Origin of the sequence: uncultured Nonlabens sp. (assembly GCF_947495285.1) — a bacterium.
Lineage (GTDB): Bacteria > Bacteroidota > Bacteroidia > Flavobacteriales > Flavobacteriaceae > Nonlabens.
This window is the reverse complement of sequence record NZ_CANLXZ010000014.1, coordinates 25,620-44,447: the sequence shown is the minus strand read 5'-3', so window position 1 is coordinate 44,447 and position 18,828 is coordinate 25,620. Positions and strand designations below refer to the sequence as shown.

The window sequence follows — 18,828 nt, the reverse complement described above, 5'->3', positions numbered from 1 at the left end:
TGATTAAGCTGTAGGGTAAGGAGATTTTGGGCGTTTTTTAAACTTTGAGAATAGCTTCTTAAAGCTAAATTCATTACTAAAGATACCTTGATCTGTGGTAGCTCTGTAGGTAAGATAGATACCTATAGGGAATAGAATAAATGTACTCATCCATGCACCTAACCAGGCAGGGAAAGCACCTTCGCTAGCTGCTTTTTCTGAAAAAATACCTATGAAGTGATAGGTTAAAAAGAATAAGGTAGCAATTACTAGTGGCAGTCCCATCCCGCCTTTTCTTATAATTGCACCTAGTGGAGCACCTATAAAGAATAGTATAATACAGGCTATACCTAAAACGTATTTTTTATGAATTTCTATTTCATGCTTTGCAAGTCTAGATGCTTCTCCTTTGATTTGTTTTTCTCTATTTTTTACTGCTGCTTTCTGGCTGCGTACTTTACTTAGTGCTACATCTAACGCTCTGCGCTGGTCAAATATTTTTAAGCTGGCTAGTAAATCCTGTGGATTCTCTTTAATAGTGTCTAATGCCACAGAGCGGTCCATAGTGCTAGGAGCCCATTTTCTGTGCTGGTTAGTTCTATATATTTTATAATTATTAGTAAGCGCGAGGGAGAAAGTGTCTATGCGATTGTAAAGCTCATTGATTTTAAGCATTCTATGATTATCGGTCACAGACTCATTATCTATATCTACTTTATTAAATTTAGACACATCTATATTTAAAGAATATTCTTTAAACTCTGTTTTAACAAATGGTGACGTCTTTGCTTTTCTATGTTCTGTAATAAAAAGATCTTCATAATAGTTACCGTCTTGTAAAACTAGTTGAATGATATTAGACTTTAAAGAACTTTTTAATTCTCCCTTTTTACTTTTAATAACGGTATAATTACCATTCTTCTTAGGATTCTTTTTATGGATTATGACGTCAGTTAAAAACTCACCGTTTTCTCCAGACTTTTTTCCTACTTTAATATTAATCTCTCCTAGTTGGTTAAACGTTCCCTGGCCTATGGCCATGGCAGGTTTCATTTTTGCAATGTTACCGCGCAGATTTCTTTGTTTAAAATATCCCCATGGAATTACAGAATTTGCAAATAAGAAAGAAGTGATTCCTATACCTAGAATTACAAAGGTCAGGGAGCGCATAGCGCGCTGCAGTGAAATCCCATTAGATTTCATAGCGGCAAATTCATAATTCTCAGCCATCTTCCCAAAAACTAATATAGCGGCTAGTAGCACGCTTAATGGTAATGCAATAGGAACGGCAACAGGGGTAGAGTAGTATAAAAATTTTGCAATAGTTATTACATCGAGATCTTTACCAGCTAGTTCTTTTATGTATAACCATATTGCTTGCAGGATTAGAATAAACATTAACACAATAAAGACGCTTAAAAACGTCTTTATGTATTGGCTTAATATGTATCGATCTAATATTTTCAATTTAGTTCATCTCTTGAATCAACCAGTTTTTATACTGATTTTTATCAAAGGTAAAAGAATTCTTAGGTAAAGGCTCATTAGTCTTTAAAGACTTTAATGTAAAAGTAGCTATCGTTCCAGAGTTTTCAGTAATAATAGCTTTGTAGATATGTTTTGTGTTAACATCTATACCTAACAAAACGTTCTTATATTCAGAATTTGATTTTATAGGAGTAAGTTTTATGAATTGTATTTTTCTACCACCTTCATTTTGTACGATGTCCCATTTTTTAGAATATCCTTTTTCATAAAAAGTAAGGATGTTAGATGGTGTGATCATTTGATTCCCGTCATTACTTACCTTAGAAATAGTCACTTCTTCATCTTCAGTGTTGACAGCATACTGCTTTGTACCATCAAATATATACGTAGTGCCTAGAAAATTTACATGATACTTTTCTCCAACTAGCTTTGCATCACCTTGCACATCCATATCTGTGCTAGTTTTAGAGTTTTTAAAATTACCTTTATAGGTAAATGATACATTTTTGTATGATTTGAATTTTTCTGCTACTTCACTTAATAATTTATCAGCTTTAGTATCCTGTGCTGTTGCGGTTTGCGCTAAAGCAAAAATCATAAAAATAGAAAGGAAATAATTTTTCATTATACTTATTTATTTGTTTTGTTCTTCGTTTAAAAATACTTCTAGAGACGCGAGATCTGGTATTAAAACCTGTCTCGCTTTACTGCCTTCAAATCCTCCTACTATACCAGCGGCTTCTAGTTGGTCTATAATTCTACCAGCACGATTGTAACCTAGTTTCAATTTGCGCTGTAATAAAGAGGCACTACCTTGTTGAGCAATAACTATTATTTCAGCGGCTTCTCTAAACTTAGCATCTCTCTCGTCTATGTTATTATCAATACTCGTGCCACCATCTTCACCTACATATTCTGGTAAAATATGTGCATCAGGATATGCTTTTTGATTACCTATAAAGTCGGTTATTTTTTCTACTTCTGGTGTGTCAACAAATGCGCATTGTATACGTATTAACTCGTTTCCAGCGGTATAAAGCATGTCTCCACGACCTATTAACTGGTCTGCACCACCACTATCTAGAATGGTACGAGAATCGACTTTTTGCATTACCCTAAAAGAAATACGCGCCGGGAAGTTAGCCTTAATCATACCGGTAATAACGTTTACAGATGGACGCTGTGTTGCGATAATCAAGTGAATACCTATGGCACGCGCTAGTTGTGCTAGTCTAGCGATAGGTGTTTCTACCTCTTTACCTGCGGTCATGATTAAATCGGCAAATTCATCTACTACCAGAACTATATAAGGTAGAAATTTGTGACCATTTGCAGGGTTTAACTTCCTAGCTTTAAACTTTGCATTATATTCCTTTAAGTTACGGCACATGGCATCTTTAAGAATATCATATCGTTGATCCATCTCGATACACAAACTGTTTAAGGTGTTAATCACCTTAGAATTGTCTGTGATGATGGCGTCTTCACTATCGGGCAATTTTGCTAGATAATGACGTTCTATTTTGTTAAATAAAGTAAGTTCTACCTTTTTAGGGTCTACTAGAACAAATTTAACCTCAGCAGGATGCTTAGAGTATAGTAGAGAGGTAAGAATAGCATTTAGCCCAACCGATTTACCTTGTCCTGTTGCTCCAGCCATAAGTAGGTGAGGCATTTTTGCAAGGTCCACGACAAAGGTCTCGTTAGATATAGTTTTACCAAATGCGATAGGTAATTCCATCTCGGCATTTTGAAACTTAGGAGATGCCACCACAGATCTCATCGATACTATAGACGGATTCTGGTTAGGAACCTCTATACCTATTGTTCCTTTTCCTGGTATAGGGGCGATAATACGTATACCTAATGCGGCTAGAGATAAAGCGATATCATCTTCTAGGTTTTTAATTTTTGAAATACGTATTCCTGCCTCAGGTACTATTTCATATAGGGTGACAGTAGGTCCTACCGTGGCACTTATTTTTGCAATACCTATTTTATAATTCTTAAGAGTTTCTACAATGCGGTCTTTATTAGCCTGTAACTCTTCCTCATTTATAGTGATCGTTTTACCTTTAGTATAATCCTTTAATAGATCTAGAGGTGGAAACCTGAAATTACTTAACTCTAAAGTAGGATCAAATTCTCCAAAATCTTCTACTAATTTATTTGCTTTATTATCGATTACCTCTTCCTCATCTAGCGTTTGCTCGATTTCCATTCCTATGTCATTCTCATCCTTAGGAGCGACAACCTTCTTTGCAACAGGTTCTGGGATAGTTTCTTCTTCTGTCACGGTGACCTGCATATCATTGCTTAACAGGCTTGCATTAGTTTTAGGCTCTTCTGTCAGGTGACCGGTGGTATTATTTACCTTTTGAGTAGGAGCGCCCTCTATAGTGGCTTTTTTCCAATCGCTTTCCTCGTCTGTAGTTTCTATATTTTCAAAACCTTCTTTAACCTCAATAGCTTTTTTAGAAAAATAAGCAGATATTAATTCTGGTGTTAGTTTAAGTCTTAAAACCACATAAACTATGGCTATAAAAAACATCACAAGAATAGCGCCTAATAAGCCTAAATAGTCTTGTAAAAAATCATTTAATTCATAACCTACTTTACCGCCTAGCAGCGCACTAGTATTGTGAAAAAACCCTAAAAAGATAGATAGCCAGAGCATTAATAATAATCCCCAGAACCATAGATTAGATATTCGCTTTCGCGAAAGCGAAAACACATTATCACCAGTTGCAAATAAAAATATTCCAGAGATTATGGTTAGAACTGAGATAGAAAATGAAGGGATACCAAATCCTTTATAAACAAAAGTATGTCCTAGCCATGCGCCTAACTGGCTTATCCAGTTCTTAGTCTGTGTGCTACGGCTACCTAATTCTACCAGTACACTTTGATCTTGTGCGCCAGTGAATAAATAAGACATAAAAGAAAAAAGCAGTAATAAACCTACTACTATTAGTGCGCTCCCTGCGATTACCTCTTGTAATCTATTGAGCTTTAAATTAGGTAGCTGGAATGGTTTACTTGCCTTTGCAGTAGTTTTCTTAGATGTTGTTTTTTTACGAGCCATGTAGGATAGTGAACGAGCAAAAATAAGAATATTGCACGGTAATAGTATAACACATTTAACTTGATTGTTAACAGTGGTGATTTATCCTTTTAAAACTGCTATTAATTAAACAAGGCAACGAGGTAAGGAATGTAAATAATCCCGCCTACAATGGTAGAAGCGATGGCAGTAATTACTACTGCACCAGCGGCTATATCCTTAATATGACCTATTTTTTCATGAAAATCTGGATGAATAAAATCTGCAATAGCCTCTGCAGTGGTGTTCATGCCTTCTAGTCCCATAATAAGTCCTATACACAAGGTTTGAGCAATCCACTGGGTCGCGGTAATATTAAAATAAAAGCCAGCAATAGTCATAATTATGGCTATTGCGGCTTGTACTTGTATGCTGGCTTCTGTTTTTATAAGGATAACAGCGCCTTTTAGGGCATATCCTATGGCTTTACATCTACCGATAATAAATTTTGATGCACTCAATTATAATAATGTTTTAAGCGCAGCAAGATAGTTAGGTTCGTCTGCAATTTCAGGAACTTGTTCATTATAAATTACTTTTCCTTCTTCATTAAGAACAACTACTGCTCTAGAATGAAAACCAGAAAGTGGTCCAGAAGTCATAGTAAGTCCATAGTCGTTACCAAATGCACCGTCTAATACATCGCTTAAATTTTCTACATTTTCTAGTCCTTCATCACTTGCAAAACGTTTTTGTGCAAAAGGTGTATCTCTAGAAATACATAAAACCGCAGTGTTATCTAACTCTGTAGCTCTTTTATTAAAATTCTTTACAGATGTTGCACAAACGTCAGTATCTATACTAGGGAAAATGTTGAGTACCACACGTTTTCCTTTATAATCATTTAAAGAAGCCTCAGATAGGTCTGCCTTTTTAAGTTTAAAATTTGGTGCTTTTGATCCTACTTCTGGTAGTGAACCACTGGTAGAAATCTCGCTGCCTCCTATAGTAATAGTTGCCATGTTTTTTATTTATTAATTAAGATGATAAAGTTACAATTTACCTAACTATGCTATATGAATGTCTTGTTAATTCTTAGAAGATTCTACATAATCTAGAATAGCATCTATATCTTGTGTAGTTAGATGGGGAAAAGAATTCATACTGGTCTGATTGTATTGCTTATATAAAGCAACTGCTTGTGCATCTCCAGATTTTATAAGTCCTGTGCTATTAGTAATCCATTTGTAAAGCCATTCTTTTTCATAACGATCTGTCACACCGTATAATGCTGGTCCTATGGCTTTTTTTAAAAGTTTATGACATGCTGCACAATTAGCATTAAAAAGCGATTTACCTTTTTTTTGTTGTTCAGTTAAAACTGTTTTAGGCACTATATCTATAATCTGTTCTTGTGATTCTTGCGTGGAATAAGTAGGTTCTTGTCCAGATATAATAAATGCTGTGCTAAATATCACAACGATCATGGCGAGTACGAGCGCACAAATGGTAGCTAGGGTTCTTGATAATTCTTTAAACATAGTGGTCTGAATTTAAGAAGGTTATTGTTGTTGGTCTCGCTTTTGCGAAAGCGGAACAACCTACATCATAAAGATAATTCTCAAAGTTGATTTGCTAAATAAAATAGATCGATATCGTAATAGATTTATCAAATGACATTACTTATTTTTGTTTAAAATATCTATCATGACCATCACTCAGTTAAAATATGTTCTTGCTGTTGCTCAATATCAAAATTTTACTAAAGCAGCAGATAAGGTTTTTGTAACACAGCCTACATTAAGTATGCAAATACAGAAGCTGGAAGATGAACTGGATGTTCAAATATTTGATAGAAGTAAAAAGCCTATCGAGCTTACAGAAACTGGTAAGAAAATTGTCAACCAGGCGCGTAATATAGTTAATGAAAGTGACCGTATTCAAGACATAGTAGATCAAGAAAAGGGTTTTATAGGTGGCGAGTTTAAAATAGGAGTCATACCTACAGTAATGCCTACGTTGTTGCCTATGTTTCTGGCTAATTTTGTAAATAAATATCCTAAAGTAAAACTGCGCATAGAAGAGCTTACTACAGAGAGTATTATGGATAGCCTGCTAGATGGTAGTATAGATGCTGCGATTGCTGCGACTCCTTTAAAAAATGACCTTATAAAAGAAAGAGTTCTTTATTATGAACCATTTGTAGCATATGATCCTAGATTATCTGGTAAGCCTAAATCAAAAATTAAGGTAGACGAGATTAATGTAGATGACTTGCTTCTATTAGAAGACGGGCACTGTTTTAAGGACAGTATTCTTAATTTATGTCGTAATTCTAGAGATACAGATGGAGAGCGTTTTATGTTAGAGAGCGGTAGTTTTGAAACCCTAATAAAACTAGCTGATGAAGGTTTAGGAATGACCTTATTACCGTATCTTAATACTATGGATTTACCAGAGCATAAAAAGGAAAACCTGAGATTTTTTGAAGACCCTTCTCCTGCTCGTGAGGTGAGTCTCATTTTTCATAAAAGCGAGTTGAAGATGCAGATTATAGAAGCCTTACAGAATGTAATAACGGGAGTTATTAAAGGTGCTATTGCTTTTCAAAACGTGCAGATAGTAAGTCCTATATCTGGTAAATAAACCTCGATGTAAAATATAAATAAAGGCTAGATAATTCATCTAAATATGAAGTATCTAGCCTTTTTAAGTTTTAATAAATAATCGTTTATTCCTTTAATAAAGGTACGCAAGTTTGCAACTCTGGATTTTGTAATACCAGCTGTTTGATCCAGATTTCTAGTTCTACTATTTCAAAAGGTAATAGACGATCAACTGCTTTTTGTAATTCCTTGCAAAATAGAATTGGGTTGAAACTTACTTTCTCGAGTATTGTTTTGGTATACTCAAACATAGCTCTAGCCATAATTTTCAAGATTTTTAGTTAAAGTAGTTTTGTTGAATAAGTATCTTTTTAATTTCCTTAAAGATACGTTTTTATACTATTATACTGAGAATTGTAAATGTTAATTTTATTTTAAATTTTAAATTTAAGGTGGGTTATTTAACTGCTCTAATAGGAATAATAGGCTATATATGTTAAAATACAGCGTTAATTCACTCTTAAAGCTTTGTGATTATAGTGAACTTACTATGCATAAAATCGCAAACAAAAATGTAGAAAGAGCTACTTTCTTCAACTCAGGATCGAGTAGAGCAGGAGAAGTTGTTCTTTTTACTTTAAATAAATGAATAAATAAAGGAATGAAAGCTAGAAGTGGTAAAAAAGCTATTAAATAATAATTTTCATTTGCTAGTTTCCATTTCATGTTGTTGTCGGCTGCAAAAATTTGAATATTGTAAGAATAAACAGTTATATAAACTGCACATATAAATGCTAAAATTACAAACGCATAATGCAACAACTTAGCCTTAGCAAGTCCCATTTTTACCACAATCGTATTCTTACCAGCTTTCTTATCGCTCTCTATATCTCTCATGTTATTGAGATTGAGGACAGCAACACTTAGTAAACCCACTGTGATAGAAGGGAAAATCATTTCCCAGTCTAGACTCTTAGTAATTAGAAAATAAATACCCATAACACTTACAGGGCCAAAAAATATAAAAACAAACACATCGCCCAGACCACGATAGCCATAAGCGTTATCGCCTACGGTATATTTAATCGCTGCCCAAATGGCGGCAATACCTAAAACTAAAAAGAATAGAGAGATTAATAACTTTCCAACTCCTAGGCTTACATATATAAGAAATATGGCGCTTATTAAAGTTAGAACAGCAGTTATTACCATAGCTCGTTTCATCTCTTTGGGAGAAATGATACCGCTTTGTAAAGCGCGCATAGGTCCTATGCGGTCTTCGTTATCTGTTCCTTTTACACCATCGCCATAATCGTTTGCAAAATTAGAAAGGACTTGGAATCCAAGAGTGGTTATTAAAGCTAGAACTGGAATGATGTAATTAAATTCAAAGTTAAAAGCGTCTATCAGTTTTGTTAAACCAGTTTTTTCAATGCTAGAATTCTGGTAGCTCACTGCATAAGTACTCCAATAATCTATCCTTTGATAAGCAAACGCACTTCCTACAAGAATACCACTTATACTCAATGGTAAGGTCCTCAATCTCGCAGCGCTTATCCAGGCTTTTAATTTTGTACTCGCCATTATTTAGACATAATATTTACTATTGCTTCTTTTAATAAATCGTGATGATTTGCCTGATGTGTTCCTACACCTTTTGATTTTACATCCATATCTCTAATTAGTTTTATGGCGCGACTGCAGTATTTCATAGGGTAATTCTTTGCAGCAGTGATAATTTCTTGAACAAAAAACGGATTCACACCAGCAGCCTTTGCTACCGCTTGTGGATTTTTGTCCTTTATAGTATGCACCTTTAATAGCTGAGTAAAAAAACTGTACAACTGTGCGGTAGTCAGCACCAGCGGATTATCCTTAGGGTTATCTGCAAAATAGTTGATAATTTTATGAACCTTTACCACATCACGCATTCCCATGGCTTTGCGCAATTCAAAATTATTGTAATCCTTAGAAATACCTATGTTGTCCTCGATGACTTGTGGTGTAATAGGTCGGTCTTTAGAATGTACTATCGCGAGTTTAGAAAGTTCGTTATTTATTTTTCCTAGATCAGTTCCTAGAAATTCGACTAACATTCTAGTCGCATTAGGATCTATTTGATATCCCATTTCTTTTAAACGACCAGTTACAAAAGCAGGTACTTTATTTTCATAAAGAGGTTTGCTTTCCATGTAAACTGCGTGTTTCTTAAGCAATTTTGTAATCTTGCTGCGTCCGTCTGGTGTCTTGTATTTATAAGCAAAAACAAGAATAGTAGTCGTTTGCGGTTGCTCAATGTAACTTTCTAGTTGTGCTAGTTGCTTAGTTAAATGCTGTGCTTCTTTAACTATAATGACCTGATGCTCTGACATCATAGGGAAACGCTTTGCATTTTCTAAAACCTCGGCCATGGTAGAATCTTTACCATAAATAACCGTCTGATTAAAGCCTTTTTCACCTTCGTCTAATACGTGGTCCTCTATATAATCACTTACTTGATCTATAAAATAGGGCTCGCTACCGCATAAAAAGTATACAGGAGCATATCGCTTTTGTTTTAAATCGGCTATAATCTTTGTAGCATCACTCATCGAGAGCTGTTATGGTTTTTGTAATATTGCGCTATGAAGCCATTGCGACTACCAGCTGGAAATTTCAGAGTCAAAAGTACTGAAAAAGGACGTGCTATCTTTGACCAGATCAGGAAAAAATTTGTGATCTTGACACCAGAAGAATGGGTACGGCAACATGTTGTTTTGTTTTTGCTTTCGCGAAAGCGAATACCTAAAAATCTCCTTAACGTAGAAAAGCAATTAATTATAGCAGGAACTTCAAAGCGCTATGATATTTTAAGTTACAATACAGACGGTTCTATACATCTCATAGTGGAGTGCAAGGCGCCAGAGGTGAGAATAGATCAATCTGTTTTTGATCAAATTGCCCGTTATAATCTGGCAGTAAAAGCACAATATTTAATGGTGACTAATGGTATAGACCATTACTTTTGTACGATGGATTATGAAAAAGAAACCTATAACTTTATAACAGATTTACCACAATATAATTTATGAAAATAGGAATAGTCATATTGAACTGGAATGGAGTAGACCTGCTCAAGACCTATTTACCTAGCGTGGTAGAACACAGTAAAGATCACGTTATTTACCTAGCAGATAATGCTTCTATAGACGCTTCTATAAAATGGACACAATCTACTTATCCAGAAGTTAAAATAATTGCGATGGATGAAAATCGCGGTTATGCCGGTGGATATAATGTCGCCTTGAAAAGTGTGAAAGAAGAGGTAGTCTGTTTGTTAAATAGTGATGTCGCTGTAACTGCAGGCTGGTGTGACGTGATTGCAAATAGGTTTCACACAGACAGCAGTCTAGCTGCGTGTCAGCCTAAAATATTAGACCATAAACGCAAAGATTACTTTGAATATGCTGGCGCGGCAGGTGGATTTTTAGATCGTTATGCTTATCCTTACTGTAGAGGTCGCGTTTTTGATACTGTAGAAAAGGATTTAGGGCAGTATAATGATTCAATAAATCTGCATTGGGCGAGTGGAGCGTGTTTATTTTTGAGACTCAGTTCTTATAAAGAAGTAGACGGGCTGGACGAAGATTATTTTGCACATCAAGAAGAGATAGATTTATGCTGGAGATTGCGCCATGCAGGTTATACAGTAAGTTATGAGCCAGAGTCTGTGGTGTATCATCTAGGTGGTGGCACACTGGCAACACTTAATCCACGCAAGACTTTTTATAATTTTAGAAATAGTTTATATAATATTTTTAAAAATGAGCGTTCTAGTTTTTGGGTTTGGATATTGATAGTTAGAATGGTGCTCGATGGTGTTACTGCTTTTAAATTTTTAATAGAATTTAAATTAGCTCATTTTATGGCTGTTCTTAAGGCTCATTTTCATTTCTACTTGATGTTGAGATCTCTATTTAAAAAGAGAAAAACAGTAGGGCAGATGGTGAATAATAATAATGCTCAAAATTCTCAATTAAGTGTTGTTTATCAGTACTTTATAAAAGGTGATAAGCAATATAGTAATAACTTTAAATAACTTAAATCATTGTTAATGATCATGTACAACCGTTGATTATCATTAGTTTTGAATCTCTAATAAACAATTTCAATCTTACTTTTAAAATGAAGAAAATATTCTTAATGTTGCTAGCAGGTGGACTTTTAGTGTCATGCGCATCTAAAAAAGATCTGGAAGCAGCACTCGCAAAACAGCAAGAAACTAAAGAACTTTTAGATACTGCTACAGTTAAGTTAAATGCGTGTATTTCTGATGAAAAAGCATCACAAGCTAGATTAGAAGTGCTTAAAGACCAGATAGCTACTTTAAAGAATTCTAACAGCGCACTATTAAATAATCAAGGTGAGTTAGTAACATTATCTGCACAAGGTAGCCGTAATTTAGAACGCTCCTTAGAAAGTATCAAAGAAAAAGATCTACAAATCAAATCTTTAAACGATGCAATCACAAAGAAAGACAGTGTGACACTAGCACTGGTTACTAGTTTAAAAAGCTCTCTAGGTAATTTACAGGATGAGGATATTAATGTAAACGTAGAAAAAGGTGTGGTTTACATATCTATTTCTGATAAATTATTGTTCTCTAGCGGTAGTGATAGAATTAATAACAATGCAAAAGTGGTTTTAGGTAAAGTTGCAAAAGTAGTTAACGATAAGCCAGAAATAGACATCATGGTAGAAGGTCACACAGATAATCAGGCCATATCATCTGCAAAGTTTGCTGATAACTGGGCGTTAAGTACAGCTAGAGCAACTGCAGTAACTAGAGTCTTACAAGAAGAATTTAGTGTAGCGCCAGAGCGCATGACTGCAGCAGGTAGATCTTATTATGTGCCAGTAGCAACTAATGAGACTGCAGAGGGACGTTCTAAAAATAGACGTACTAGAATCGTTGTACTTCCTAAGTTAGACCAATTTTTTGATATGGTAGAAAAAGGAATGGAAGAAGCAAAAGAAAATGCTAAGAAAGAAACTGAAATGGAGATTAAGAACTAACTAGTTCTTAATCTGTGAGATTAATATAAAACACCTACGTAAGTAGGTGTTTTTTTTATTAAATATTTCATGGTGAGTAGTCTTTTTTACTTATTGATTACTCATGTTTTTGTTTTTAAGTAGTACCTTTATTAAATCGTTAGCGACCTGAAATGTATAAGGATCTACAAATTGATTTGAAAAAACAATAACCATATCTCCATTGTTTGGGTCATAAAAATCTTGCAGAGCAAACGAGAAATTATCACCAGCATGCCCATAGTACTTATAATTATGTTTAGTACTTTTAGTAATTTGAATTCCTAATCCATATTCAGAGTTAGTATCTACCATTAGGTCGACGTATTCTTGTTTTAAAAATGTCTTTTTTTCAAATAAATGCACAAAGAATTTTTGTAAATCTATTAATGTGGACGCAATGCCGCCAGCAGCGTAACAGTAATACTGATAGTACTTATAATTTATCTGATCAGTGTAATCTACACCGTCAAACATAGGGTGAGCAGCATTAGTAATAGCAGGTGAATAATAAGGATAACTTTGCACCATATTTGATGGATTGAAAATACGCTCTTTTAAAAGTGTGTGATAACTCTTATTTGTAGTAGCCTCTAATATATAGCCTAATAGAATAAAATTTGTGTTAGTGTAATGGTACTTTTTACCAGGTTCAAATATGGGTTGAGGTATTTTATCAAAGAGGTTGTTATTATTGTACTCAAAATAGGGATTGAGTAATGATTCATTTGCTAATGTGTCTATTAAAACCTCGCCTAAACCGCTTTCATGTCTAAGTAATTGTTCTATGTTTATGTTAAGGTCTACATTTTCATTTTTTACTAATGATGGAGGGAAAAAATGAAATAAAGAATCTGATAAAGAAATATTATTTCTCTCGATTTCTTGCATTATTAATACAGCCGTGAATAATTTACTCATACTTCCTATATTAAAAACCTTATCAGGAGTCATTAGAGTAGAATCTCCAGCAATACCTATCGCATAGGTCTCGGTCATATTATTGTGCTTTACTAATGCCGCTATCCCAAAGCGCTTTTCTTTAAGAGAGTCCTGGTATTTATCAAGAACGGTTGGAATAATTAGGTCTTGTGATGTTGTAGAGTTTATTTTTTTTGATTTACAGCTTAAAATTAATATTAAAATGACGGCACATAGATATTTATTCATTTAATCAAACTTTAAATTAAGCTCTAAACTTAATTGATTTATGATTTAAAAGAACATCTTTTAAGGAACGATTTAAAATATTTTTATCCCGCTGTCGCGAGTGCAAAACTATAATCTAACCCTAAACCAAAGAAAATATCGCCGCACCATAAAGAGCAAAACGTATAAAACGCAGCACACCTACAAGGGCCCATTTTCTAACAGGATAGCGCAACATACCAGCAACTAGACTAGCCATAGAAAAAGGAAGCGGTAATAAAGCACCTACTGCTATAAGCACTCCACCCCATTTTCTAGCCATAACAAGTTGCTTTGCCATTTTAACTTCTAGGTAATTATGTAAACTAGGTATTTTTAAAGCTCTTCTTCCTATCCAGTAGGACGTAAAACCACCTAAATAAGAAAATAATGCGATAAGAAATAAATTAAGTGCTGGAGTATCCGTCTCGCCAGCCCATGCTATAAATAATTCTGGTGGGATTAATCCTAGAACAGTTTCTGATATATAGAAAAAACTTAAAACACCATAATCAGGTAACATTTCTACAGCCAGCTCTAATAAACTCATTAAACCGCCATCTACAGTAAAATGAACAACGGCTAGAATCGCAACCACCACTAAAACTGGAGGCATAGACTTCTTGATACTATCGACCACAAACTTATAAAAGCCAGTAAGCTTATAGTATTTATGAGCGCGATCTGGTTGAAACCATGTTTTTTTCTTAGTCGTTGAGTGTTCCACTTATCCGAATTTTTTTTTGGAAGACAAAATTACTACTAAAAGCTATTTTATCAAGTTAAAATCTTATCAATTAAAATTATCTAAGATTCTTAACAGCAAACAAAGGACAATAACCTTAAAAAAGCAGTATTTTTGCAAATCTTAAAAATGAAATCCAGAGTAATGACGATGAAAAAAGAAAGTAAGATTAAATCTCTATACGATTATCAAGAACGCGATCTGGGAGCGATATTTGATCGTATAAATAATCAAAAAGACGATTATAACCTTTTATATCAGTTACCTACAGGTGGAGGGAAGACAGTAGTCTTTTCTGAAATTGTACGCAGGTATATAAGAGAAAAAGGTAAGAAAGTTGTTATTCTTACACACCGTATCGAGTTGTGTAAGCAAACGTCAAAAATGCTTAATGGTTTTGGTGTAAAGAACAAAGTGATAAATTCTAAGGTAAAAGAACTAGATGATCAGAAGGATTATGAATGTTTTGTTGCTATGGTAGAGACCTTGAATAACCGTATTCAGGATGATAAACTAGAACTAGATGATATAGGCCTGGTAATTATTGATGAGGCGCATTATAATAGTTTTAGAAAACTATTTAAGTACTTTGACCATTGTTTTATGCTAGGTGTAACAGCGACGCCTTTAAGTTCTAACTTTAAGTTGCCTATGAAGGATAACTATAGAGAGCTTATAGTAGGTAATAGCATTACATCACTAGTAGAAAAAGGATTTCTTGCACAAGCAGTAACCCATACTTATGACGTAGGTCTAAGTGGTCTAACTATAGGTATGAATGGTGATTATACGGTAAAATCAAGTGAGAAACTTTATACGGCAACTACCATGCAGGATAAACTGATCCAGTCGTATAATGAAGTAGCAAAAGGTAAAAAGACGCTTATCTTTAATAATGGTATTAGAACCAGTATCGAGGTAGAGGACACCTTCAGACGTGCGGGAATAGAAATAAGACACCTGGATAATACTAATACTAAGGAAGAGCGTAAAGAGATTCTAAGATGGTTTAAAGAAAAACCAGACGCCGTTTTAACCTCAGTAAGTATTTTAACTACAGGTTTTGATGAGCCTAGTGTAGAGTGTATCGTTTTAAATAGAGCGACAAAGTCACTGACTCTTTATTATCAAATGATAGGTCGTGGTTCTCGTGTTCTTAAGGATAAAAAAGAATTCCAAATAATTGATTTAGGAAACAATGTTGCTCGTTTTGGTTTATGGAATGAACCTGTAGACTGGCAGCAAGTGTTTAGGTCTCCAGATTTCTATGTGGAGAACATTGTGTCTGACGAAGAGATAGAACGCAACTTTGTTTATACCTTACCAGATTCTACAAAAGCAGAATTTCCTAATACTACAGAGTTTACCTTTGATATAAAAGGAGCCTATAAACGTATTACCAAAGAAAACCGCAAGTCTAAAGATGTACTCGACGAGTCTATCGCACAACACGTGCAGTGGTGTGTAGAGAATAGTGAAGACGTTTTTGACGCTCGTATTTTAGCAAAATTACTGAAAGAAGATATTAAAGATCGTATTAGACGTTATGCATACTGTATTATCAATAATACTAACAACTATAAGGATTGGTTAGAAGAAGATTATTACCGTCGTCTTAGGATGTCTATACAGCAAGAATTTGCAGGGATCGAGGCCGCAGCAGAATCAGATTCAGAATAATAGTATTTATTATATCGCTTTCGCGAAAGCGGAACACATATCAATAAAAGGTGCGATGTAAATCGTGCCTTTTTTTATGCCACATATATCATCCAGAAAAATAAATTTAAAATTAATAGAAGTGTCATAAGACATTTAAGAAATGGACTTTTATTTCTTTTAGAGATCACTTCTTTTTGTTGTTTGAACGTACGTAGTTGGAGTAAATCTACTTCAGGGTGATCTATAATCGATTTAGGATTCCAGAATAAGAGTAATCCCACGATAAAGCTAATAGAACTTCTATATGTGAAATGGATCGTTACTTCTGTTTTGGGTAATCCTTTTAAGAAGCCGATAAATAAAACAGCGGTATAAAGAGCGCAGATCATCAAGAATAAGCCTGCGATAAATGTAACTATTTTGTGTATCCAGTATAACATGATTTAAAATGAAAAAGCGCTAACCTAAAAGTTAACGCTTTGTGTTGTATCAACTATAATACTTCTTATTTATCTGTAAGTGCAGGTCTTTTATCTGCATTTGCCACATCCCATGCGGTTGCAAATATCAATTGAGTTCTTCTTTGATATAATTTGTATTCAATTTTATCAGGAGTATCAGTTGCTTTGTGATAATCTTCATGAGTACCGTTAAAATAGAAAATTACAGGAACATCATTCTTTGCAAAATTGTAATGATCACTACGGTAGTAAAAACGATTAGGGTCGTTTTTACCATTATACGTGTAATCTAGTCTTATATTAACAGATTTCTTGTTTGCTGCCTCAGAGATATCGTGTAGGTCTTGAGAGAGCATGTCACTACCTATTAAGTAAACATAATCAGGACTAGCCTTTTGAGCAGGATCTATTCTACCTATCATATCTATATTAAGATCTGCAATGGTGTTTTCCATAGGGTAAATAGGGTTATTTGCATAATACTTACTTCCTTTAAGACCTATTTCTTCTCCAGTTACATGAAGAAAAAGAATCGATCTTTTAGGACCATAACCATCATTTGCAGCTTGTTTAAAAGCTTCGGCTATTTCTAATAATGCTATGGTTCCACTACCATCATCATCAGCGCCATTAAAAACTTTTCCATCCTCCATACCTATATGATCTAGGTGAGCAGAGATGACAAGGATCTCATCAGGAAATTCAGTTCCTTCTATAAAAGCTAGCACATTTTCTGAAGAAAGCTCTGGTTTACCAAATGCTTTTCCAGGTACGATTTGAAAATAATCTCCATTCTCTCCACCACCAGCAACGCCCATTTTTTTGTACTGCTCTCTTAGGTAGTTTACAGCTCTTTTCTGACCTGGACTACCAGTAGCGCGGCCTTCCATTTCATCACTTGCATAAAAATAGAGTTGTTCCTTTAACTCCTCTTCGGTAATCGTGTTTGCATATGACATGACGTCTACATGCGAGTAATCTTTAACGGTTTTTCCAGACATAGCAGCAGCACCGTCTTTTCCAGGTTCGCCGTCTTTTCCTTTCATGTTAATACAGCTTGTTAAAAGGGTAGCTGCAAGAGTATAAGATAATAGGTGTTTGTAATTCACAAGTTTGATTTTGGTTATTTTTTATTTTTGTCTTTAGAGGTTTTCAATATCTTATATTCTTCATAACACTCGCTGATAGCATCTAGTATTTGAAGATCATTTGCAGTTTCAATAAACTGCTTAGAATATTGACAATTTCTTAGGATTCCATCTATGTCAACTTTATCTAGTTGAAGTAAGTTCATCAGAGTCTCTCTGTCGTATTTACTTTGTAGTAAGTTTCTAATCTCGTCTTGTTGTTTTACCTGTCTTAGCTTACGCATAGATTTTCCTTTTTTACCAAAGGTGTTGTACAAGAAGTCTGCTGGGTTAAATACACTTTCTAGAACATTTGTTATAGCGCCAGGCTCACTGTCACCAGCTTCATATCCTTTAGGGAGACCATTTATCTTATATCTTCTAGTAGCATAAATAGGAGCACGCTTTGCGTCTATTTCTAAGAAACCAGTAAGAGAAGTCTCTGTAACGGTTACCTCTTCTAGTGCGATACCTTTTTCTGTCATGGAAATAGTAACATCTCCATATTTTAACCAGTCCTCTGTAACGCGTACATTAATGGTTTCAAAACCTAAATAAGAAAAATATAAGGTATCATTTACCTGGGCAGCTACTTTAAACAGTCCTTCCTTAGTTGTGATCGTACCTTTTATCTGATTTAAGTTAACGATATTAACGTTCTCAAGAACGGTATTATCTCTTGCGTTAAGAACCTTTCCCTTTACCATGCCAGATATGGGAGAAGTAGTTTTGCTTTCTGATTTTTCTTCTTGAGCAGTACTAAGTGAAATACTTAAAGTAAAACAGAAGAGTAGGATGTAGTGTTGTAATTTCATATGTTATGACCTAAGCTGGGCTAAATTAAGTTAATGTGCTTATTTAAAGTGGATTTATAATTTAATTAACTTCTTTTAAGTAGTCTATGAGCTTTCTAAGAGCCTTTGCTCTATGACTTATAGCGCCTTTTTCTGTCAGAGTCATTTCTGCAAAGGATTTTTCATAACCGTCTGGCTGGAAAATAGGGTCGTAGCCAAAACCTTTTGAACCACTTCTCTCTAATAAAATAGAGCCTTCACAAACCCCTTCAAAGAGAGTTTGATTATTATTCAAATCTAAGGCAATAGCAGTGACAAAGCGTGCCGATCTATTGTTATTGTTTGTTAACTTTTTAAGCAATAAATCCATGTTGTCTTCGCTGCTTTTTTGTTCACCTGCATATCTAGCGCTGTACACTCCAGGTTCTCCATCTAGCGCTTTAACTAGCAGTCCAGTGTCGTCTGCAAAAATGGGTTGTTGAAATCTGTTCTTTAAATACTCCACCTTTTGAATGGCGTTACCAGCAATTGTACCAGATGTTTCTGGTATGTCTTCATCAAAACCTAGATCTTCTAAGCTTATAAGTTTGATATAAGAAGGCATTAACACTTGTACTTCTTTTAATTTATTCTGATTATGTGTAGCAAAGATAATTTCCATG

General features: G+C 34.6%; 20 protein-coding genes. 5 read left to right on the top strand and 15 right to left on the bottom strand.

All coding sequences use genetic code 11. The annotated features are described in order from the left end of the window. Positions 1-3: 3 nt before the first annotated feature. From Q0838_RS07625 to Q0838_RS14380, 6 genes are all read right to left on the bottom strand, one after another. Positions 4-1,446 (bottom strand): LptF/LptG family permease, encoded by a 1,443-nt coding sequence (locus Q0838_RS07625; RefSeq protein ID WP_298953047.1) that lies wholly within the window; start codon positions 1,444-1,446, stop codon positions 4-6. A 1-nt stretch (position 1,447) separates the two neighbouring features. Beyond that, positions 1,448-2,092 (bottom strand): outer membrane lipoprotein carrier protein LolA, encoded by a 645-nt coding sequence (locus tag Q0838_RS07620; RefSeq protein WP_298953046.1) that lies wholly within the window; start codon positions 2,090-2,092, stop codon positions 1,448-1,450. 9 nt (positions 2,093-2,101) lie between these two features. After that, the gene (locus Q0838_RS07615; RefSeq protein ID WP_298953044.1) at positions 2,102-4,552 is read right to left on the bottom strand and encodes a DNA translocase FtsK; all 2,451 of its coding nucleotides are present in this window, start codon (positions 4,550-4,552) and stop codon (positions 2,102-2,104) included. Between the two features lie 101 nt (positions 4,553-4,653). Further along, on the bottom strand, positions 4,654-5,031 hold the full coding sequence (locus Q0838_RS07610) for a diacylglycerol kinase family protein (RefSeq protein WP_298953040.1): 378 nt from the start codon (positions 5,029-5,031) through the stop codon (positions 4,654-4,656). Then, entirely contained in the window at positions 5,032-5,532 is a 501-nt protein-coding gene (gene tpx / locus Q0838_RS07605; RefSeq protein WP_298953037.1) for a thiol peroxidase, read from the bottom strand. Positions 5,533-5,598: 66 nt separating this feature from the next. Next, the gene (locus tag Q0838_RS14380) at positions 5,599-6,051 is read right to left on the bottom strand and encodes a cytochrome c (protein ID WP_366942031.1); all 453 of its coding nucleotides are present in this window, start codon (positions 6,049-6,051) and stop codon (positions 5,599-5,601) included. Between the two features lie 166 nt (positions 6,052-6,217). Between Q0838_RS14380 and Q0838_RS07595 the strand changes: the two genes are divergently transcribed. Further along, the gene (locus Q0838_RS07595) at positions 6,218-7,156 is read left to right on the top strand and encodes a hydrogen peroxide-inducible genes activator (RefSeq protein ID WP_298953034.1); all 939 of its coding nucleotides are present in this window, start codon (positions 6,218-6,220) and stop codon (positions 7,154-7,156) included. Between the two features lie 85 nt (positions 7,157-7,241). Here the strand turns inward: Q0838_RS07595 and Q0838_RS07590 are convergent, their stop codons facing one another. From Q0838_RS07590 to holA, 3 genes are all read right to left on the bottom strand, one after another. Further along, the gene (locus Q0838_RS07590) at positions 7,242-7,439 is read right to left on the bottom strand and encodes a hypothetical protein (RefSeq protein ID WP_298953031.1); all 198 of its coding nucleotides are present in this window, start codon (positions 7,437-7,439) and stop codon (positions 7,242-7,244) included. A 211-nt stretch (positions 7,440-7,650) separates the two neighbouring features. Further along, entirely contained in the window at positions 7,651-8,700 is a 1,050-nt protein-coding gene (menA, locus tag Q0838_RS07585; protein WP_298953028.1) for a 1,4-dihydroxy-2-naphthoate octaprenyltransferase, read from the bottom strand. Continuing rightward, complete coding sequence (gene holA, locus Q0838_RS07580) at positions 8,700-9,707, bottom strand: DNA polymerase III subunit delta (protein ID WP_298953025.1); 1,008 nt, start codon at positions 9,705-9,707, stop codon at positions 8,700-8,702. The genes menA and holA overlap by 1 nt, the downstream gene beginning before the upstream one ends. Before the next feature lie 33 nt (positions 9,708-9,740). Here holA and Q0838_RS07575 point away from each other — a divergent pair, with 33 nt between their 5' ends. The 3 genes from Q0838_RS07575 to Q0838_RS07565 all read left to right on the top strand — a co-directional run bounded on the left by Q0838_RS07575 (position 9,741) and on the right by Q0838_RS07565 (position 12,171). After that, positions 9,741-10,187: a type I restriction enzyme HsdR N-terminal domain-containing protein gene (locus Q0838_RS07575; RefSeq protein ID WP_298953022.1), complete on the top strand. Its 447-nt coding sequence runs from the start codon at positions 9,741-9,743 to the stop codon at positions 10,185-10,187. Then, complete coding sequence (locus Q0838_RS07570; protein ID WP_298953020.1) at positions 10,184-11,194, top strand: glycosyltransferase family 2 protein; 1,011 nt, start codon at positions 10,184-10,186, stop codon at positions 11,192-11,194. Before Q0838_RS07575 ends, Q0838_RS07570 begins: the two co-directional genes overlap by 4 nt. 86 nt (positions 11,195-11,280) lie before the next feature. Further along, positions 11,281-12,171 (top strand): OmpA family protein, encoded by an 891-nt coding sequence (locus Q0838_RS07565; RefSeq protein ID WP_298953017.1) that lies wholly within the window; start codon positions 11,281-11,283, stop codon positions 12,169-12,171. 90 nt (positions 12,172-12,261) lie between these two features. On the opposite strand, the gene Q0838_RS07560 is transcribed toward Q0838_RS07565, so the two are convergent. Together Q0838_RS07560 and Q0838_RS07555 are read right to left on the bottom strand one after the other, a co-directional pair. After that, positions 12,262-13,359 carry a serine hydrolase gene (locus Q0838_RS07560; protein ID WP_298953014.1) on the bottom strand — a complete coding sequence of 366 codons (1,098 nt, stop codon included), beginning with the start codon at positions 13,357-13,359 and terminating at the stop codon, positions 12,262-12,264. Between the two features lie 121 nt (positions 13,360-13,480). Continuing rightward, positions 13,481-14,104 carry a short-chain dehydrogenase gene (locus tag Q0838_RS07555; RefSeq protein ID WP_298953011.1) on the bottom strand — a complete coding sequence of 208 codons (624 nt, stop codon included), beginning with the start codon at positions 14,102-14,104 and terminating at the stop codon, positions 13,481-13,483. 147 nt (positions 14,105-14,251) lie between these two features. Between Q0838_RS07555 and Q0838_RS07550 the strand changes: the two genes are divergently transcribed. Continuing rightward, entirely contained in the window at positions 14,252-15,802 is a 1,551-nt protein-coding gene (locus Q0838_RS07550) for a DEAD/DEAH box helicase family protein (RefSeq protein WP_298953008.1), read from the top strand. Positions 15,803-15,876: 74 nt separating this feature from the next. Here the strand turns inward: Q0838_RS07550 and Q0838_RS07545 are convergent, their stop codons facing one another. The 4 genes from Q0838_RS07545 to Q0838_RS07530 all read right to left on the bottom strand — a co-directional run bounded on the left by Q0838_RS07545 (position 15,877) and on the right by Q0838_RS07530 (position 18,827). Then, positions 15,877-16,224, bottom strand: a complete 348-nt coding sequence (locus Q0838_RS07545) for a hypothetical protein (RefSeq protein ID WP_298953005.1) — start codon at positions 16,222-16,224, stop codon at positions 15,877-15,879. A 65-nt stretch (positions 16,225-16,289) separates the two neighbouring features. Continuing rightward, a complete protein-coding gene (locus Q0838_RS07540) occupies positions 16,290-17,246 on the bottom strand; it encodes a M28 family metallopeptidase (protein ID WP_298953147.1) in 957 nt (318 codons plus the stop codon). A gap of 122 nt (positions 17,247-17,368) precedes the next feature. Continuing rightward, positions 17,369-18,187 (bottom strand): carboxypeptidase-like regulatory domain-containing protein, encoded by an 819-nt coding sequence (locus Q0838_RS07535; protein ID WP_298953002.1) that lies wholly within the window; start codon positions 18,185-18,187, stop codon positions 17,369-17,371. Positions 18,188-18,248: 61 nt separating this feature from the next. Then, complete coding sequence (locus Q0838_RS07530; protein ID WP_298952999.1) at positions 18,249-18,827, bottom strand: non-canonical purine NTP diphosphatase; 579 nt, start codon at positions 18,825-18,827, stop codon at positions 18,249-18,251. Position 18,828: the final 1 nt, after the last annotated feature.

Bases quoted from the DNA above. Each gene is read 5' to 3' on its own strand.
- Q0838_RS07620 (WP_298953046.1), bottom strand. From the start codon at position 2,092: ATGAAAAATTATTTCCTTTCTATTTTTATGATTTTTGCTTTAGCGCAA.
- Q0838_RS07615 (WP_298953044.1), bottom strand. From the start codon at position 4,552: ATGGCTCGTAAAAAAACAACATCTAAGAAAACTACTGCAAAGGCAAGT.
- tpx (WP_298953037.1), bottom strand. From the start codon at position 5,532: ATGGCAACTATTACTATAGGAGGCAGCGAGATTTCTACCAGTGGTTCA.
- Q0838_RS14380 (WP_366942031.1), bottom strand. From the start codon at position 6,051: ATGTTTAAAGAATTATCAAGAACCCTAGCTACCATTTGTGCGCTCGTA.
- Q0838_RS07595 (WP_298953034.1), top strand. From the start codon at position 6,218: ATGACCATCACTCAGTTAAAATATGTTCTTGCTGTTGCTCAATATCAA.
- Q0838_RS07590 (WP_298953031.1), bottom strand. From the start codon at position 7,439: ATGGCTAGAGCTATGTTTGAGTATACCAAAACAATACTCGAGAAAGTA.
- menA (WP_298953028.1), bottom strand. From the start codon at position 8,700: ATGGCGAGTACAAAATTAAAAGCCTGGATAAGCGCTGCGAGATTGAGG.
- holA (WP_298953025.1), bottom strand. From the start codon at position 9,707: ATGAGTGATGCTACAAAGATTATAGCCGATTTAAAACAAAAGCGATAT.
- Q0838_RS07575 (WP_298953022.1), top strand. From the start codon at position 9,741: ATGAAGCCATTGCGACTACCAGCTGGAAATTTCAGAGTCAAAAGTACT.
- Q0838_RS07570 (WP_298953020.1), top strand. From the start codon at position 10,184: ATGAAAATAGGAATAGTCATATTGAACTGGAATGGAGTAGACCTGCTC.
- Q0838_RS07565 (WP_298953017.1), top strand. From the start codon at position 11,281: ATGAAGAAAATATTCTTAATGTTGCTAGCAGGTGGACTTTTAGTGTCA.
- Q0838_RS07560 (WP_298953014.1), bottom strand. From the start codon at position 13,359: ATGAATAAATATCTATGTGCCGTCATTTTAATATTAATTTTAAGCTGT.
- Q0838_RS07550 (WP_298953008.1), top strand. From the start codon at position 14,252: ATGAAATCCAGAGTAATGACGATGAAAAAAGAAAGTAAGATTAAATCT.
- Q0838_RS07545 (WP_298953005.1), bottom strand. From the start codon at position 16,224: ATGTTATACTGGATACACAAAATAGTTACATTTATCGCAGGCTTATTC.
- Q0838_RS07540 (WP_298953147.1), bottom strand. From the start codon at position 17,246: ATGTCTGGAAAAACCGTTAAAGATTACTCGCATGTAGACGTCATGTCA.
- Q0838_RS07535 (WP_298953002.1), bottom strand. From the start codon at position 18,187: ATGAAATTACAACACTACATCCTACTCTTCTGTTTTACTTTAAGTATT.
- Q0838_RS07530 (WP_298952999.1), bottom strand. From the start codon at position 18,827: ATGGAAATTATCTTTGCTACACATAATCAGAATAAATTAAAAGAAGTA.